Here is a 17,467-nt window from a genome sequence, read left to right on the forward strand (position 1 = left end):
TTCCCTCTACAGCCAGCCATACAGGCGGCCCGGATTGAAAATGCCCTGAGGATCCAGCGCTGCCTTGAGCCGGCGCTGCAGTTGCTGCATGGGCACCGGCAAGGAGTGCAGCACCTCGCCCAGCCTGTTACCGCCCCGGTACAGGGAGACCTGGCCGCCCGTGGCATCGGCCAGGGCCTCCAGCTTCACTCGCTCGAATTCCCCCCGCAGCCAGCGTTGGCTGCCGCCCCAGTCGAGCAGCCAGGGGGCGTCGGGCAGGGCATGGGCCGCCGTCGGCTTCACCGAAAAGCGCCACAGCGGGGCCTCGCCGGCAAAGAATCCCAGTTGCTGCTCGCGCAGTTGTTGCCAGAAGGCCTCGCCGTCTTCCATGATGTCGCCCGGCCATGTGCGGGCCGTGCCCTCGACCGCACTGGCGGCGCCGGACAGCCGCAGGTAAAGGTGATGGTCCAGCCAGCAGGCGGCGGTAAGCGGTTTGGGCTGGCCCGCCAGCCGGTTCATCTCGGCCAGGGCGGTGTCGGCGTCCATTTCCCGCACCAGGGTCAGGGTGCGGTCGGGCACCGGCATGACCTTGAGGCTGAGTTCGGTGATCACCCCCAGGGTGCCCATGGCGCCGGCCTGCAGCCGGGACACATCGTAGCCGGCCACGTTCTTCATGACCTGGCCGCCGAAACGCAGGTGTTCGCCCCGGCCATTGATCAACCTAAGCCCCAGCAGGTGATCGCGAATCGAGCCGGTCCAGGGCCGGCCCGGCCCCGACAGGTGGCAGGCCAGGGTGCCTCCCAGGGTGGCCTGGCCGCCGAACAGCGGCGGATCACAGGCCAGCATCTGCCCTTGCTCCGCCAGGGTGGCCTGAATGTCGGTGAGCGGCGTGCCGGCCCTGGCGGTGAGCACCAGCTCCACCGGCTGGTAGCCGATGATGCCGCTGTGGCCGGCCAGGCGCAGCGGCTCGCCTGTCGCCTGCCGGCCCATAAAGAACTTGCTGTTGCCACCGCTAAGGTTAAGTTGAGTGCCCTCGGCCAGTGCCTGGCGTACCTGCTCAAGCAGGCTGTTGGTCAGATCTGCCATCAGTGCTCCTCCCTGTGGTCGAGGCTGCGGTATTCCTGGCAATGCCTGAGCAGGGGAATGCCCTTGCCGGGGTTGAGGGTGCCGAGCGCATCAAAGGCTGCCTTGATGGCGTGAAACTGGGCCAGCTCCTGGTCGCTGAACTGCACTCGCATCTGCCGAATCTTTTCGATGCCAACACCGTGTTCGCCGGTGATGCAGCCACCTACCGCCACGCACAGCTCCAGGATTTTGCCGCCGAACTCTTCGGTCTTCTCGAATTCGCCGGGCACGTTGGCATCGAACAAAATCAGCGGGTGCAGGTTGCCGTCGCCGGCGTGAAACACGTTGGCCACCCGCAGGCCGTAATGCGCCGACATTCGCTGCATCTCGGTCAGCACCTCGGCCAGCCGGCCGCGAGGAATGGTGCCGTCCATGCAGTAGTAGTCGGGAGAGATGCGGCCCACGGCGGGAAAGGCCGACTTGCGACCCTTCCACAGCAGCATTCGCTCGGCCTCACTCTGGGACACGCGAATATGGCTGGCGCCCTGTTGCTGAAAGATGGCTTCAACCCGCGCAATGTATTCCTCCACTTCTTCCGCGGTGCCGTCCAGCTCGCACAGCAGCAGGGCCTGGGCGTAGGTGGGGTAGCCGGCCCGCGCAAAGGCCTCGGCGGCCACAATGGCGTGGCTGTCCATCATTTCCAGCCCGGCAGGAATGATGCCCTCGGCGATCACCGCCCCCACGGCGTCGCCGGCCTGTTGTACCTGATCAAAACCGGCCAGCACCACGCGGGCCTGTTCCGGCAGTGGCAACAACCGCACCGTGACTTCGGTAATGATGCCGAGCAGACCTTCGGAGCCGGTGATCAGCGCCAGCAGATCCGGCCCCTGGCTGTCGAGGCCGTCGCAGCCCAGGGTCAGCTTGTCGCCTTCCACCGTGAGCAGTTCCACCTTTTGCAGGTTGTGCACCGTGAGGCCGTACTTGAGGCAGTGCACGCCGCCGGAATTCTCCGCCACATTGCCGCCTATGGTGCAGGCGATCTGGGATGAGGGGTCGGGTCCGTAGTAGAGGCCGTAAGGGGCGGCCGCCTCGCTGATGGCCAGGTTGCGCACTCCGGGCTGGAGCCGGGCGGTGCGCGCCAGCGGGTCTATATCGAGAATATGCTTGAAGCGGGCCATCGACAGCAGTACGCCCTCTGCACTGGGCATGGCGCCGGCGCACAGGCCGGTGCCTGCGCCCCGGGCCACCACCGGCACGCGGTGCTGGTGGCACAGTCGCAGCACGTGCTGTACCTGCTCCACCGTGCCCGGCAACACCACCAGCAGAGGCAGTTCGCAATACATGGACAGGCCATCGCACTCGTAGGGCCTTTGGGTTTCGGCGTCGGCTATCACGTATTCCGGCTCGATAAAGGTGCGAAAGGCCTGAGCCAGACGATCGCGCAACGCCGCTTGAGGGCTGGTCATGGATTTCTCCTTGCTGCAATGGGGTCATGGCGAAGCCCGCCATTGGTGCCGTCACCCTGTCAGCATGGCCCGCCGACGATGCCGCAGCCACGGCTATTTCAACTGGTAACACCAGTTTTTACGCCGACGGTTGTTTCACGTTTGTTGCAATACTTTGTATAAAAAGGAGTATTTTGTCTGAGGGAGATTCATTGCGGAGGAATTCAAGGTGGTACAACCCATAGTGTCCGGCCCGGAATCGCTCTCCAGTGCCATCGCCCGCCGACTGGAGCAGATGATCCTTGATGGCACCCTGCTGCCCCGGCAAAAAATACCGTCGGAACGGCAGCTGTCGACCCGCATGGGCGCCTCGCGCACCATAGTGCGCGAGGCGCTGAAGGAGCTGCGTGGCCGAGGGCTGATTGAAACGCGACACGGGCAGGGCTCTGTGGTGGCCGGCCTGGTGCCGGTGGCACCGGCCGACGATCCCCTGAGTGGTCTGTGCCGGGAGCATGGCCGCACCCTGTTTGATCTGCTGGAGGTGCGCGAGCTGCTGGAAGGCCAGGCCGCCTGGCTGGCCGCCAGCCGGGGCAGCGAGCGGGACTTTCACCGCATTACCCATGCCTTTCAGGCCCTGACCCAGGCGCCTTCCGATGCCATGGCCGCGGCCCGGCTCGATCACCGCTTTCATCAGGCTATCTGCGAGGCTTCCCATAACCCGGTACTGGTGCATACCCTGCAGGGCCTGATGCAGCAGATGCTGAATACCGTGTTGGCCTCGGTTACCCATCTCTATCACCGTGCGCCCTGCAAGGAGGAAATCGACCGCCACCACCGGCGAATCTACCTGGCGGTAACCGGTCGGCGTGCCGAGCGGGCGCGCAACGCCGCCACCGCCCATATTCGCCATATTCGCGAACGTTTGCTGGAGGTACAGTGGCAGGAGCGGCAGCCGGAGTACACAGGCCATGGCGGGCGGCTGTCGAGGGAGGCCGAGTAGGGGGTGCTTGACCCGGTGGGAAGGTCTGTGGTTTGTTGTGGGCCTGTATTTGCTTTCCCACGGTGCCGGCCCGACATCAGTGCGCCGGTTATTCGATGAGGTTGTTTCATGATTAAAACCGCCGTGATCGGCTACGGCCAGTCGGCCAGCATTTACCACCTTCCCTTTATCGACAGCCTGCCGGAGTTCGAGCTGGTGGCCATTCACAGCTCTCGGCCGGAACGGGTGCAACGGGACTGGCCCGATGTGCCGGTCTATACCGACGTGGACGAAATGCTGCGGGAGTCCGGTGCCCGCCTGGTGGTGATCACCGCCCCCAACGAAGTGCACTACGAGCTGGGGCGCAAGGCCCTGACCATGGGGCTGCATGTGGTGATGGAGAATCCGGCGGTCACCCAGCTGCACCAGGGCAGTGAGCTGATGCGCCTGGCCGACACCAGCCGGCTGTGCCTGATCCCCTTTCATAACCGCCGCTGGGACAGCGACTTTCTCACCATTCGGCGGTTGCTGGCCGAGGGCAAGGTGGGGCCGGTGCATAATTTTGAGTCGCACTTCGATCGTTTTCGCCCCACGCCCGAGGGCCAGGAAGATCAGCCCGGCGCGGGAGCCGGATCCTGGTTCGATCTGGGCGGTCACCTGGTGGATCAGACCCTGGAGCTGTTCGGCAAGCCGCTGGCGGTGACCGGCCGCTGCCTGCCGCAGCGGCCCGGCTCAAATGTGACCGATTATTTTCATGTGCAGCTGCATTATGCCGACAAGGAAGTGGTGCTGCATTCCAGCTCCTACCATCCGGGGCCGACCCTGCGCTTCAAGCTGCAGGGCGAGCGGGGCTGCTACATCAAGCTGGGGTTTGATCCCCAGGAAGAGCGGCTGCGGGACGGCATAGTGCCCGGCTCCCCCTATCTGGCCAAGGAGGCCGAGAGCGATTACGGCGTGTTTTATTCCGACGGCGAACCCGAGGTGATCGTGTCCGAGGTGGGCGGCTACCGCCATTTCTATGAAGACACCGCCAAGGCCATTCGCGGCGAGGGCCCGCTGCCGGTCACCATGCGTGACGCGCTCAACGGGCTCAATATCATCAGCCTGGCGGAAAAGAGCAGCCGGGAAGGGCGCACCCTGCCGGTGCCCGACGTTAATTACTGAGCCGGCTGGCGCCCCGGCCAGCGCAGCCGACCAAGGGCGGTCAGGTGCAGGGCGTAGCGCAGGGTCACATAGGCCACCATCAGGGTGGCCACCATCAATTCCAGCCGGGCCAGGCCTTCCAGCCGCGCCAGGGTGGTGGCATCCAGTCCCAGGCCGGCGGCCAGCGCCGTTACCTTGAACAGGGCGGTGGCCCCGATCACCAGTGGAAAGGTGAAGGCGGCGTAGCCGGGGCTGAACGGCAGCCGCAGCAGGTGCAGCAGCGCCAGGTAGATCAAGGCCGTCATCAGCACTGCCACCCCCAGCAAAATGGCCACCAGCAGCGGATCCGGCTGTTCTGTCACGGTCAGGTAACCGGCCAGCGACAGACTGGCCGGTGCCGCCAGAATGGCGATGGTGGGCTTGGCGGCGTCCGGCACCGCGGTGCAGAAAATCAGCCGGTACAGCATCAGCGGCAGCAACAGGCCATAACACCCCAGACCAAACCACATCAGCCCCTGTGCCAGTGGTGCCAGCTCACCCCCCGGGCTGGCCACGGCGGCCACGATAATGCCCACCGGCGGCACAAACCAGCTCGGCACCATGTGGTGCAGACGAAAGGCCCGCAGCCGATGCCAGGCAAAGGCCAGCAAAAACACCCCGTGCAGCCCGGTGGCCAGCAACCACAGCAGTTCCCGGGCGGCGCCTGGCAGGGCGGCGGAGACCACCATGGTGGCCATGGCAAAGGTGGGCACCACGCTGCCCACCACCGGATGGGCCAGATCTTCCGCCAGCAAGCGCGGGTGCAGCACAAATTTGGCGGTGAGGATCAGCAGCAGCACGGCGGCCAGGGCGGCGCCCAGCGCCTGCCCCTGGCCGGCAAACAGGCCGGTGTTTTCCCAGCACCAGCCGAGGCTGGCAATGCCCAGGGCCAGCCCGGCCATGGGCGTGGGGGCGGCGGCGAGACGATGACGAGTGGTGATCAGCATAATGGCGCTCCTCAGTGACTGCCGCCATCATAGAAAAGCCATGACATTCATGATATCCAAATGATTTAAAGCTAGCGTTTGGAAAAACTAAATGATCACCCTGAAACAACTGCAAGTGTTTGCCAGCATTGCCCGTCATGGCAACCTGGGCCTGGCGGCGGACGAAATCTGCCTGAGCCGGGGCGCGGTGTCTCAGTCCCTGAGTGAGCTGGAGCGGCGCCTGGGCAGTCCCTTGTTCGATCGGGTACACCCCAGGCTGCAACTCAATGATCAGGGCCGCCGGCTGCAACCCCTGGCGGAAGAGGTGCTGGGCCGGGTGGAGGAGATTGAGCGCCAGTTCGAGCAGGGTGGCGAGCTCACCGGCAGCCTGCGGCTGGGCGCCAGCCAGACCATAGGCAATTATCTGCTGCCGGCGCTGCTGGCGCGCCAGCCCTGGCTGCAGGCCGCGGTCACCATTACCAACACCCAAACCCTGTGCGACATGGTGGCGCGCTTCGAACTGGACATGGCGCTGATCGAGGGGGAAAACCGCCATGCCGAGCTGGAAACCCGGGACTGGCTGACCGACGACATGCTGATCGTGGCCGCCCCAACGCATCCGCTGGCGGGGCAGTCCTGCCTGACGCCGGCCTGCCTGAGGGGCTGCGACTGGGTATTGCGTGAAGCCCGTTCCGGTAGCCGGGAGCAGTTTGACCGCCAGCTGGCACCCCATCTCGCCGATCTGGGCCGCGTGCTGGAGCTGAATACACCGGAAGCGGTGATGCAGGCGGTGGAGCAGGGGTTGGGGCTGGCGCTGATCTCCCGGCTGGCGGCGGCGAACCGGCTGGCGCAGGGGCGGCTGGCGGTGATCGATGTGGGCCTCCGTCTGCCGCGCACCCTCGCCCTGGTGTGGCACCGGCAAAAGTACCACTCCGCGCTGCTGCACCGTTTTGTGGAGATCTGCCGGGAACAGGCCGGCCTGTGAAAATTATTTGAAAACGATTCTCATTCGTTTAGTGTGGTCGAGTAGGCCTGGCCGGAACCTGATTCAGGCACCATCATAAATAAACGAGGAGGAGCCATGGCAGATTGCATCACCAAAGGCCGGCGGGCAGGGCTGTGGGGACTGGCGTTTTCGCTCGTGCTGACGGCCCAGGCCGTGGGCGCTCAGGAAAAGTTCAAGGCGGTCACCACCTTTACCGTGATCGCCGACATGGCCCGCAACGTGGCCGGCGACGTGGCCGAGGTGGAGTCCATCACCAAGCCCGGCGCCGAAATTCACGAATACCAGCCCACCCCGGGCGATATTTTGCGGGCCCGCGGCGCCCAGTTGATTTTTGCCAATGGCCTCAATCTGGAGCTGTGGTTTGAAAAGTTCTATCAGAACCTGAACGACGTGCCCGAAGTGGTGGTGAGCCAGGGCATAGAACCCATGGGGATTGCCGAGGGCCCCTATGAAGGCAAGCCCAACCCCCATGCCTGGATGTCGCCGAAGAACGCCCTGATTTACGTGGATAACATTCTCGCCGCCTTTGTGCAGTACGACCCGGCCAACGCCGAGGCCTATCGGGCCAATGCCGCCGCCTACAAGCACAAGATTGCCGCCGACACCGCGCCTATTCGTGATGTATTTGAGCAGATCCCGGAACAGCAGCGCTGGCTGGTGACCAGTGAAGGCGCCTTCTCCTACCTGGCTCGGGACTATGGCCTGAAAGAGCTGTATCTGTGGCCGATCAACGCCGATCAGCAGGGCACGCCCCAGCAGGTGCGCCATGTGATCGACACCGTGCGCCGGCATGCCATTCCGGTGGTGTTCAGCGAGAGCACCGTCTCCGACAAGCCCGCCCGCCAGGTGGCCCGGGAAACCGGTGCCCATTATGGCGGCGTGCTCTATGTGGACTCCCTGAGCGAGGCCGGCGGCCCGGTATCCACCTATCTGGACCTGTTGAAGGTCACCTCCGAAACCATTGCGAAAGGCATGAAGGACGGCATCAACAAGGAAAAGGCTGAATGACCCTGAGCACCGACATCGATGCCCTGGCCGCCTCAGCCGAGGGCGCCGGCATGGCGGCGATGGGTGTGACCGTCACCTATCGCAACGGCCATACCGCCCTGCACGACGCCAGCTTTCATATTCCCCTGGGCACCATTACCGCCCTGGTGGGGGTCAACGGCTCCGGCAAGTCGACCCTGTTCAAGGCCATCATGGGCTTTGTGCGCCCGGCCGCCGGCCATATTCGCCTGCTGGGCATGCCGGTGAGCAAGGCGCTGCGGCAGAATCTGGTGGCCTATGTGCCCCAGGCCGAGGAGGTGGACTGGAACTTTCCGGTGCTGGTGGAAGACGTGGTGATGATGGGCCGCTACGGCCACATGGGACTGCTGCGCCGGCCCAAGGCCGCGGATCATCGCGCGGTGGAGCAGGCGCTGGCGCGGGTCAACATGACCGGCTTTCGGCAGCGTCAGATCGGCGAGCTCTCCGGCGGCCAGAAAAAACGGGTGTTTCTGGCCCGGGCCCTGGCCCAGGACAGCCGAGTGATTCTGCTCGACGAGCCCTTTACCGGGGTGGACGTGACCACGGAAGAGCAGATTATCGCCCTGCTCAAGGAGCTGCGCGACGAGGGCCGGGTGATGCTGGTGTCCACCCACAACCTGGGCTCGGTGCCCGAGTTCTGCGATCGCACCATTTTAATCAAGGGCACGGTGCTGGCCCACGGCACCACGGAGGCGACCTTTAACCAGGCCAACCTGGAGCTGGCCTTTGGCGGCGTGCTGCGCCACTTTATGCTGACCGGCAACATGGTGCCCATTGGCGTGATCAGTGACGACGAGCGTCCGCTGATCATTGAAGGCGGCCGGGTACAGAGCCGCGACAGCCAGGCCAGGCGCGAAGAGGGTGGCGATGACGATCCTGCTTGAGCCCTTTGCCTATGGTTACATGATCAACGCCATCTGGGTGTCGGCCCTGGTGGGCGGAGTGTGTGCCTTTCTGTCCTGTTACCTGATGCTCAAGGGCTGGTCGCTGATTGGCGATGCCCTGTCCCATTCCATCGTGCCCGGGGTGGCCGGCGCCTATTTGCTGGGACTGCCGTTTTCCCTGGGCGCCTTTCTGGCCGGGGGCCTGGCCGCCGGCGCCATGATGCTGCTCAACCAGCGCAGCAAGCTCAAGGAAGACGTGATTATCGGCCTGATCTTCTCGGCTTTTTTCGCCCTGGGGCTGTTTATGGTGTCGCTGCAGCCCATGGCGGTGAACATTCGCACCATAGTGCTGGGCAACATTCTGGCCATCGACCCCGCCGACATTCTGCAACTGGTGATTATCGGTGTGGTGTCGCTGGCGGTGCTGCTGTGCAAATGGAAGGATCTGCTGGTGGTGTTCTTTGATGAAAACCACGCCCGTACCCTGGGGCTGAAGCCGGGGCTGCTGAAGCTGGTGTTTTTTACCCTGCTGGCGGCCTGCACCGTGGCCGCCATGCAGACGGTGGGCGCCTTTTTGGTGATCTGCATGGTGGTCACCCCAGGGGCGACCGCCTATTTGCTGAGTGATCGCTTTCCGGTGTTGCTGATGATAGCCGTTGCACTGGGGGCCATCACCAGCGCCGTGGGCGCCTATATCAGCTACTTTCTCAACGGCGCCACCGGTGCCCTGATCGTGGTACTGCAGACCCTGGTGTTTTTGCTGGCCTTTGTGTTTGCGCCCAAACACGGCTACCTGGCGGCCCGCCGGCGTGCCGCCGAGGCCAGGGGGGCAGCCTGATGGGGATGTTCGAGTGGTTGTTGCTGCCCTTTCAGCTCGACTTTATGGTGCGCGCCCTGGTGATGGCCATGGTGATGGCGGTGCCGGCGGCGTTGCTGTCCTGCTTTCTGGTGCTCAGGGGCTGGGCACTGATGGGCGATGCCATGAGCCATGCGGTGTTTCCCGGTGTGGTGCTGGCCTATATGGCGGGCATTCCGCTGGCGCTGGGGGCCTTTGGCGCCGGCATGGCCTGCGCGCTGAGCATTGGCTTTCTCACCGCCAACAGCCGCATCAAGCAGGACACCGTGATGGGCATTGTGTTCTCCGGCATGTTTGGCCTGGGCCTGCTGGTCTATGTGCAGATCAGCGCCGAGGTGCACCTGGATCATATTCTGTTTGGCGATCTGCTGGGGGTCGGCTTCGGGGATATTCTGGAGACCGGCGCCGTGGCCCTGCTGACCGTGCTGGTGCTGGCCACGAAGTGGAAGGACTTTTTGCTGCATGCCTTTGATCCGGTGCAGGCCCGGGCGGTGGGGCTCAAGGTAGGTTGGCTGCACTATGGCCTGCTGTGCCTGATCACCCTTACCATAGTGGCGGCGCTCACCTCGGTGGGGCTGCTGCTGGCCATTGCCCTGTTGATCGCCCCGGGTGCCACCGCCTTTCTGCTGACCCGGCGCTTTACTCACATGCTGCTGCTGGCGGTGCTGTTCGGCATCACCGGCGGTTTTTTCGGGGTGTATGCATCCTTCTATCTCGACAGCGCCCCGGCCCCCACCATAGTGCTGCTGATGACGGGGCAGTTCGCCATCGCCTTTGTGTTGGCGCACCGTCGTACTCAGCGGGCCGACAAGGTGGTGGCTCAGTAACCTTCTCGAAAGGCGGTTTAATCCACTTTTTCCCAGGTATGGTAAAGGCCAATGTGCTCGGGCAGGCGGGCGGAGTCCCGAATGGCCAGCTCGATGCTTTCCAGGGTTGCCAGCAGTGGAGTGTCGGGGTTTTCGATGCGTTCAATCAGGTGGTTGATGGTCGTTTCGACCATTCGCTCCACCGGCAGCCGAATGCTGGTCAGGCGATAGCCCTGCCAGGATGAGGCCGAGATATCATCAAAGCCGATCACCGAGACGTCTTCCGGTACGCGTAACTTCAGCGGTCCCCGCAAGGCGTCCAGGGCGCCGAGGGCCATGATGTCGTTGGCACAGAATATCGCATCGGGCGTGGGGGATGCTTCGAACAGGCGCAGTGCGGCTTGGTAGCCGTCTTCATAGGTGTAATTGCCCACTTCCCGTCGCATCGGCTTCGCCCGTCGTTCTTCGATACGTGAACTGAAGCCGTATTCGCGATCCTTGTTGGTGGAAGTATTTTCAATGCCGGCAATGTAGCCCAGTTGCTGGTGTCCGGCGTCGAGCAGGAGGTCGGCTACTGCCCTGCCGGCGCCGATGTTGTCGCAGCAGACCGAACTGGCCTCCACGTTGGCCACATAGCGGTTGAACAGTGCCACCGGGGTGCCCAGCCTGGCACAGTGTTCGGCCATCTCCGACGACAGGGTGGAAGAGGTAATGACGACACCATCGACCTGATATTCCAGCAATTGTGGCAGCAGGTCGTCAATGGTCTGGCCTCGCGTGGCCATAAACAGCATGACCCTGTGACCGCGTTCCTGCAGCTGACGCAAAAACATGTCGAGCACGGCCGGGTAAAATGGGTTCACGATATCGGCCATGACAATACCGATCATGTTGGAACGGCGGCTGATCAGGCTGCGAGCTATGGCATTGGGCTGATAGCCCAGCTTGAGGGCTGCCGCCAGGACCTTTTCCTTGGTGGCCTTGGCGATGCTGGCACCGGGCGTATAGGCCCGGGATACCGCCGATTGGGAGACGCCCGCTTCCCGGGCTACGTCGAAAGACGTGACGCGTTCACGTGCCATGTAACGCTCCTGTGCAATGCTGCTGAAAATGGCGGGGCACTCGGGCTTGTTGAAATCATTGTTGCAAACGAATTCATGTCGGCTCGGCCCCGCCTGGCCCATCAGTGTGATTTGCGGGCCAAAAGGGTGATGATGTTATGCAATATTATGCACGCAAAACCCCGTCAATATAAGCCTTTGGCAGGCAGTGTTATGGTCGATGGACGCATTCCCATGGTCCGCAATATGCTTTGATATCGAGATATGCATGCGGTTTCACCTGCGCCGAATAATCGGGGGCGGGCCGTTGTCACGGTGTTTACTGCGATATTCGGAATGGTTGGAAATCGTTAATGGCGGTGGATGGACAGACAGGGGGGAGTGGCGGGCGACAGGGTCAGCCGCTGATGAAATAGCGTGCGACTGACTCCGTGGTATCAGGGCCGGGTTGACGCTGTGATGCAACCCGGCGGTTGGCGTGGCTTACTTGCCAAATTGTTCCTTGTAGCGACGCACGCGAATGTCGGCCTGCTCCTTGTGACCGGCAAAACCTTCCAGGGCACACAGGCGGGAGCAATATTCACCCACCATCAGTGAGGCTTCCGGCGTAACGCGCTGATAGGTACAGGTCTTGATGAACTTGCCAACCCAGAGTCCGCCGGTGTAGCGGGCGGCTTTCATGGTGGGCAGGGTGTGGTTGGTGCCGATGACCTTGTCGCCGTAGGACACGTTGGTCTCGCGGCCCAGGAACAGGGCACCGTAGTTGGTCATGTTCTGCAGGAAATACTCCGGATCCCTGGTCATCACCTGCACGTGCTCGGACGCGATGTCGTCGGCAACCTGCACCATCTCTTCGTAGCTGTCACAGACGATGATCTGGCCGTAGTCGGCCCAGGCCTTGGAGGCCACGTCGGCGGTGGGCAGTATGGTCAGTTGGCGTTCGATTTCCACCAGGGTCTGCTTGGCAAATTCTTCCGAGTTGGTCAGCAGTACCGCCGGTGAATTGTAGCCGTGCTCGGCCTGGCCCAGCAGGTCGGCGGCGGCCAGCTCGGGGTCACAGCCTTCATCGTCGGCAATCACCAGGGTTTCGGTCGGGCCGGCGAACAGGTCGATACCCACACGGCCGAACAGCTGGCGCTTGGCTTCGGCAACAAAGGCATTACCGGGGCCGACAATCATGTCAACCGGGGCAATGCTTTCGGTGCCCAGCGCCATGGCGCCGACCGCCTGCACACCACCAAAGCAGTAAATTTCGTCGGCACCGGCCATGTGCATGGCGGCCACGATGGCGGGGCTGGGCTTGCCGTTGAACGGTGGTGCACAGGCGATAACACGTTTGACGCCGGCAACCTTGGCGGTCAGCACGCTCATGTGCGCCGAAGCAACCAGCGGGTATTTACCACCGGGCACATAGCAGCCCACGCTGTTTACCGGAATGTTCTTGTGGCCCAGGGTCACGCCCGGCAGTGTCTCTTCCTCGACATCACGCAGAGAGGCTTTCTGAATCTCCGCAAAGCGGCGAACCTGAGTTTGTGCAAACTCGATGTCCTTGATCACGTCCTCAGGCAGGCTGTCGACGCAGGCCTGAATTTCTTCCTCGGACAGGCGAAAGGAAGCGGGGCTCCACTTGTCGAACTTCTCGGACAGCTCGCGAACGGCTGCATCGCCGCGCTGGCCAATGTCGGCAAGGATGTTTTCTACGGTCTGCTGAACTTCGCGACTGTTGGCGGCGGCTATTTCAACGCTGATACCGGGCTTAAGGTAGTGGGCCATAATCAGAACCTCTGTGTGATTTCATCGTGGTGTTAAAAATGTGGAATGCAAGTTGCGTTGCATTCGTATGCATTACATTATTCAAAGCTTTTTGTTTCGTCAACTGCTGTTTGAACGAAATCGAGTAATAATTAATATTTTCTCGGGAAATAAGCAGGCATGAAATAACAAGCGCCACCATGTAGCCATGGGTGCCTGTTATAAATAATAAAGAACAGAAAAAATAATGGATTCCGCCAAGCGAAAGATGGCCAGGCTGTTATTTTTCCTTATTCTTGTAGTTATTAATGCTCAGCTGAATTTTATGCTGGAAAGTATAAATTCGACCGATTTATCCAGTACTGTCGTCGCCTCCTTCATTACCTTGCCGACGGTGAGAAACCCGTGCATTTCACGGGGCAGATGCAGGTGCTCCACCCTGTTTCCGGCGGCCCGCAGGCCTTCGGCATAGTAGATGCCTTCATCGCATAGCGGGTCATGGCCGACGGTAACAATAAATGCCGCCGGCAGGTTCGAAAGCGAAGGGCTTAGCAGGGGAGAGGCCCGCCAATCCCTGGCATCGATCGGGCTGGATAGATAATTGGCGGTGAAATAATTCATGCTGTCGGCCGTTAATGTGACGCCTTCTTTGACGCGCTCGTAGGAGCCTGTTCGGTTGTAGAGATCCGTCACGGGGTAAAATAACACCTGTGCCGCCACATTCATGAAACGATGCTCGCGATTGAGCAGAGTCATTACGGTGGCCAGATTGCCCCCCGCGCTGTCGCCGGCAACGATGACTCGATTGCTGTCTATATTCCATTGCCCGGCGTGACTCATCACAGCTTTCAATACTTCATGGCACTGAGATACCGCAACTGGGAATTTGACTTCCGGACTCAGGCTGTAGTCTACCGCCACCACCATGATGCCGGTGCCGGCGGCGAGGTAACGGCATATGCCATCATGGGTGTCGAGGTTACCAATAACCCAGCCACCGCCATGGAAAAAGAAAATAACCGGTTGTTCGGTTTCATCGTTTCGTGGAGGTTGGTAGACCCGAATGGCAATGTTTCCCGCCGGTGTCGCAATGCGTGTGTCATGCACTTCCATCAGGTGTTTGGGTGGCAACCCGTAGCCCTGGCAGGTCATGATGTATTGTGCCCTTGCATCGGTCACTGACAATTGCTGTACGGGTCTTCTGCCCTCGGCTCTGGCACTGCGAATAAATTGGCGCGCATCTTCCGACAATGCTTCAACACCGTATTCGGCGGGCGCCGGTTGCGCCACTGTGTGCGTGCTGGTGATCATGGGGGCTCCAGTAAAAGGTAACATCATCCGGTTCGGCCTGTGGTCACCGGCCGTGAAATGGCACTGCCGGTGACCATGGCCTGTTCAATCAGGTCTGGTTATGGCATCAGTCCCGGTAACCAGAGCACGAGGGACGGAAAGACGATACACAGGGTCAGACCGGTCACCTGCAGCAGCACAAAGGGAATGATCGAGCGGTATATGGTGCCTATGCTGATTTCTCCCTGAGTAATGCCTTTCAGGTAGAAGAGGGCATAGCCAAAGGGGGGCGTCAGGAAGCTGGTTTGCAGGTTAATGGCCACCAGTATCGCAAACCAGACCAGCAGGCCCTGTCCGGACAAGCCAAAGCCAAAGTCGAGCAGTTCCACCACGGGGGCAACCAGCGGCAGAACCACAAAGCTGATCTCTATCCACTCAAGAAAGAAGCCAAGCACGAAGATCAGTCCCATCAACAGCAGCAGCAGGCCGTATGGGCCCAGACCAGTGCCGGTGATCATCTGCTCAATCATGTAGTCACCGCCCAGGCGTTTGAACACCACCGAGAAACAGGTGGCGCCGATCACCACAAACAGGATCATGGCCGAGGTGCGCGACGTCTCGCGCACGGCGTTGCGCAGGTTGTTGAGATCCAGTTGCCGTGCGACGGCCGCCAGGAGCAGGCTGCCGCCGGCACCGATGGCCGCGGCCTCGGTGGGCGTGGCGATGCCCGCCATAATGGAGCCAAGCACGGCGGCAATCAGCACCACGGGTCCCAGCAAATCACGCACCAGCGCCAGCGCCAGGGGCGTGGTATCGGCATCAACGGCGTTGGGGTCGGCCAGCGGCGCCCATTCGGGCTTCAGCGCGGCGGTGGTCAATACGTAAAGAATATACAGGCCTCCCAGCAACAGGCCCGGGATCAGGGCGGCCTTGAACAAGGCGCCTACGGAGATCTGCAGGATGGAGCCCATCAGTACCAGCATGATGGAAGGTGGGATCAGAATGCCCAGGGTACCGGAAGCGGCAATGACGCCACAGGCCATCTCCGGACGGTAGCCCTGTTTCGACATGACAGGCAGGGCAAGCAGGCCGAGCATCACCACGGACGCACCGATAATACCGGTGCTGGCGGCCATGACCACGCCGAGAATGGCCACCGACACGGCCAGTCCGCCCGGGGTTCGGCCAAGCAGGCGTTGCAGGGTCAGCAGCAGGTTTTTGGCCACCCCCGATTGCTCCAGCATCAGCCCCATAAACACAAACAGTGGAACCGCCAGCAGCAGCCAGTTTTCGATGACGCCGCCAAAGATGCGCGAGCCTACCGTTCCCAGAAAGGGAAGGGGAATGTCACCGATAAAAGCAAAGGCGATACCCAGGCCGCCGAGCAGAAATGCCACCGGGTAGCCGGAAAAGATACCGACCAGCAGTGCCACGACCATTAATATGGCCAGGTTATATTCTTGAATAAACTCTATCACTTCGAGGCCTCCGAATCGTTCGGAACAGACATGGCTTCTGGCAGGTAGGCGGGATCAAGTACGCCGGCGAGTTTGCGCAGCACCTGACCAAAGGCGCCAAGCGCCATAAATAGCAGGCCTAGCGGCAGCATGGCCTTGATAAGGTAGCGGTCGGTGAGACCACCGTAGTTCGACTTTTCACCGGACATATAGGCCATGCTGACGAAATGCTGAGACAGCCAGGCAATCAGCAGGCAGAACGGAATCAGCAACAGCAGGTGGCCAACGATATCGACGATGGCCCGGTTACGCAGTGACAGGTTGTGGTACAGCACATCGACCCGAACATGGGTGTCGTGATGCATGGCGTAGGTGCTGCCGAACAAGGTCAGTACGCCAAACAAATGCCATTGCAGTTCGGTCATGCTGTTCATCGTCAGGGCGTTGCCGAAAAGGATGACACTGGTCTCCCAGCGCGCGATTTCGTTGAACCCCAGAGCATTAAGCGTGACGGTGGTGAGCACTGCCAGCATCACCAGCAGAACCAACCAGCTGGTGATGCGGCCCACGACAAGCCCCAGCCCGATAATATACCGGGCCAGGGTTGCACATACCGCCGCGCTGCGCACGCGTAATGGCGCAGTACGGGCTGAGTGCATTAGTTATCTCCTTCCGCTTCGGCGGTGGCTTCAAAGCTCTGCAGGCTGTTCCATTTTTCGTAAACGGCCGCATGTTTCATCAGTGAGGCATATGCTTCCTGCAGCTCCGGGCTGTTATTCAGTTCTTCTTCACGAACCTCATCCCAGGCCGCCTTCAGTGCATCAATCACCGGATCGGGGAAGCGCAGAATCTTGACGCCCTTGGCTTCAAACTCTTCCATGGCGGCAACCTGAGACGGAATCTGCTGAGACATGCTCCACTGCACGTTGGCGCGGCAGGCGGTTTCGAACTGTGCCTTGCGCTCATCGCTGTACTGATCCCAGGTCGCCTTGTTGATTAATAGCGAATTCCAGTTGGCTCCCTGATGCCAACCCGGGAAGTAGTAAAATTCGGCCACTTCCTCAAACCCCATATCGATATCAACCCGGGGAGTGGAAAACTCGGCCGCTTTCACGCGACCCCGTTCCAGCGCCAGGTAAATTTCATTACCGGGGACCAGCTGGGTGGATGCGCCGAGCTTGGACAACACCTTGGCTCCAAAGCCGGCAATGCGCATGGACAGGCCTTCAAAGTCTTCGGGCGACTCTATGCGTTGGTTATACCAGCCGCCTGTTTCCTGCAAAGACACCATGCAGGGCAGCACCTTGACGCCGTATGGGTCATAAGCCTTCTGGATCAGATCCAGTCCTTCACCGTCCCACACCCAGGACATAAAGACCTCCGGAGAGGGGCCAAACGGCAGGCCACCATACAGCGCGGACAAGGGAATGGCGCCGGCCCAATAGCCCATCCAGTCCCAGCCGGCGGTCACGGCACCGGACGATACCGAGTTGAAGACTTCCAGCGGTGGCACCAGATCACCCGGTTCATGGATGCGCAGCTTCACTTCGCCACCGGTGGCAACTTCAAGCTCTTGCGCGAGCTTCATGGCCCCCTGTCCAAGGTAATTTTTAGTGCCAAATGTACTGGCCACATCCAGTTGCTTGGGGCCTTCGGCCAGCGCGGGAGTCACGGCCAGGGCAGACAATGCCATGCCGACGGCACCATGGATTAACGTGCGGGTGAAAGGTTTACGCATAGGGATATTAGACAT

Annotated in this window: 16 protein-coding genes; 7 read left to right on the plus strand and 9 right to left on the minus strand. The window is 61.4% G+C overall.

Annotation, left to right across the window (positions count from 1 at the left end):
* Positions 1-6: 6 nt before the first annotated feature.
* Positions 7-1,065, minus strand: a complete 1,059-nt coding sequence (glcE, locus tag OJHNALOF_RS15850; RefSeq protein WP_165662650.1) for a glycolate oxidase subunit GlcE — start codon at positions 1,063-1,065, stop codon at positions 7-9.
* Positions 1,065-2,510 carry an FAD-linked oxidase C-terminal domain-containing protein gene (locus tag OJHNALOF_RS15855; RefSeq protein ID WP_165662651.1) on the minus strand — a complete coding sequence of 482 codons (1,446 nt, stop codon included), beginning with the start codon at positions 2,508-2,510 and terminating at the stop codon, positions 1,065-1,067. The genes glcE and OJHNALOF_RS15855 overlap by 1 nt, the downstream gene beginning before the upstream one ends.
* A gap of 208 nt (positions 2,511-2,718) precedes the next feature.
* Between OJHNALOF_RS15855 and OJHNALOF_RS17180 the strand changes: the two genes are divergently transcribed.
* Complete coding sequence (locus tag OJHNALOF_RS17180; protein ID WP_206063762.1) at positions 2,719-3,489, plus strand: FCD domain-containing protein; 771 nt, start codon at positions 2,719-2,721, stop codon at positions 3,487-3,489.
* Positions 3,490-3,597: 108 nt separating this feature from the next.
* Positions 3,598-4,632 carry a Gfo/Idh/MocA family oxidoreductase gene (locus OJHNALOF_RS15865; RefSeq protein WP_094201964.1) on the plus strand — a complete coding sequence of 345 codons (1,035 nt, stop codon included), beginning with the start codon at positions 3,598-3,600 and terminating at the stop codon, positions 4,630-4,632.
* Here OJHNALOF_RS15865 and OJHNALOF_RS15870 read toward each other — a convergent pair.
* Positions 4,626-5,597: a TDT family transporter gene (locus OJHNALOF_RS15870; RefSeq protein ID WP_165662652.1), complete on the minus strand. Its 972-nt coding sequence runs from the start codon at positions 5,595-5,597 to the stop codon at positions 4,626-4,628. The genes OJHNALOF_RS15865 and OJHNALOF_RS15870 overlap by 7 nt on opposite strands.
* Before the next feature lie 91 nt (positions 5,598-5,688).
* On the opposite strand from OJHNALOF_RS15870, the gene OJHNALOF_RS15875 reads away from it, so the two are divergent.
* The 5 genes from OJHNALOF_RS15875 to OJHNALOF_RS15895 all read left to right on the plus strand — a co-directional run bounded on the left by OJHNALOF_RS15875 (position 5,689) and on the right by OJHNALOF_RS15895 (position 10,175).
* Complete coding sequence (locus tag OJHNALOF_RS15875; RefSeq protein ID WP_094201962.1) at positions 5,689-6,561, plus strand: LysR substrate-binding domain-containing protein; 873 nt, start codon at positions 5,689-5,691, stop codon at positions 6,559-6,561.
* Positions 6,562-6,657: 96 nt separating this feature from the next.
* Positions 6,658-7,590, plus strand: coding sequence for a metal ABC transporter substrate-binding protein (locus tag OJHNALOF_RS15880; protein WP_165662653.1), 933 nt, complete (start codon positions 6,658-6,660; stop codon positions 7,588-7,590).
* Positions 7,587-8,492: a manganese/iron ABC transporter ATP-binding protein gene (locus tag OJHNALOF_RS15885; protein WP_165662654.1), complete on the plus strand. Its 906-nt coding sequence runs from the start codon at positions 7,587-7,589 to the stop codon at positions 8,490-8,492. Before OJHNALOF_RS15880 ends, OJHNALOF_RS15885 begins: the two co-directional genes overlap by 4 nt.
* Positions 8,476-9,330: a metal ABC transporter permease gene (locus OJHNALOF_RS15890; RefSeq protein WP_094201959.1), complete on the plus strand. Its 855-nt coding sequence runs from the start codon at positions 8,476-8,478 to the stop codon at positions 9,328-9,330. Before OJHNALOF_RS15885 ends, OJHNALOF_RS15890 begins: the two co-directional genes overlap by 17 nt.
* Complete coding sequence (locus OJHNALOF_RS15895; RefSeq protein ID WP_165662655.1) at positions 9,330-10,175, plus strand: metal ABC transporter permease; 846 nt, start codon at positions 9,330-9,332, stop codon at positions 10,173-10,175. The genes OJHNALOF_RS15890 and OJHNALOF_RS15895 overlap by 1 nt, the downstream gene beginning before the upstream one ends.
* Positions 10,176-10,192: 17 nt before the next feature.
* Here the strand turns inward: OJHNALOF_RS15895 and OJHNALOF_RS15900 are convergent, their stop codons facing one another.
* From OJHNALOF_RS15900 to OJHNALOF_RS15925, 6 genes are all read right to left on the minus strand, one after another.
* Positions 10,193-11,236, minus strand: a complete 1,044-nt coding sequence (locus tag OJHNALOF_RS15900; protein WP_165662656.1) for a LacI family DNA-binding transcriptional regulator — start codon at positions 11,234-11,236, stop codon at positions 10,193-10,195.
* Positions 11,237-11,698: 462 nt separating this feature from the next.
* Complete coding sequence (gene hisD / locus OJHNALOF_RS15905; RefSeq protein ID WP_165662657.1) at positions 11,699-12,988, minus strand: histidinol dehydrogenase; 1,290 nt, start codon at positions 12,986-12,988, stop codon at positions 11,699-11,701.
* 291 nt (positions 12,989-13,279) lie between these two features.
* Positions 13,280-14,278, minus strand: coding sequence for an alpha/beta hydrolase (locus OJHNALOF_RS15910; RefSeq protein WP_165662658.1), 999 nt, complete (start codon positions 14,276-14,278; stop codon positions 13,280-13,282).
* A gap of 98 nt (positions 14,279-14,376) precedes the next feature.
* Positions 14,377-15,735 carry a TRAP transporter large permease subunit gene (locus OJHNALOF_RS15915; protein WP_206063763.1) on the minus strand — a complete coding sequence of 453 codons (1,359 nt, stop codon included), beginning with the start codon at positions 15,733-15,735 and terminating at the stop codon, positions 14,377-14,379.
* Entirely contained in the window at positions 15,732-16,373 is a 642-nt protein-coding gene (locus OJHNALOF_RS15920) for a TRAP transporter small permease subunit (RefSeq protein ID WP_165662659.1), read from the minus strand. Before OJHNALOF_RS15920 ends, OJHNALOF_RS15915 begins: the two co-directional genes overlap by 4 nt.
* The gene (locus tag OJHNALOF_RS15925) at positions 16,373-17,467 is read right to left on the minus strand and encodes a TRAP transporter substrate-binding protein (RefSeq protein WP_206063764.1); all 1,095 of its coding nucleotides are present in this window, start codon (positions 17,465-17,467) and stop codon (positions 16,373-16,375) included. Before OJHNALOF_RS15925 ends, OJHNALOF_RS15920 begins: the two co-directional genes overlap by 1 nt.

The sequence above is a fragment of the Oceanimonas sp. MB9 genome (assembly GCF_011319775.1).
GTDB lineage: Bacteria > Pseudomonadota > Gammaproteobacteria > Enterobacterales > Aeromonadaceae > Oceanimonas > Oceanimonas doudoroffii.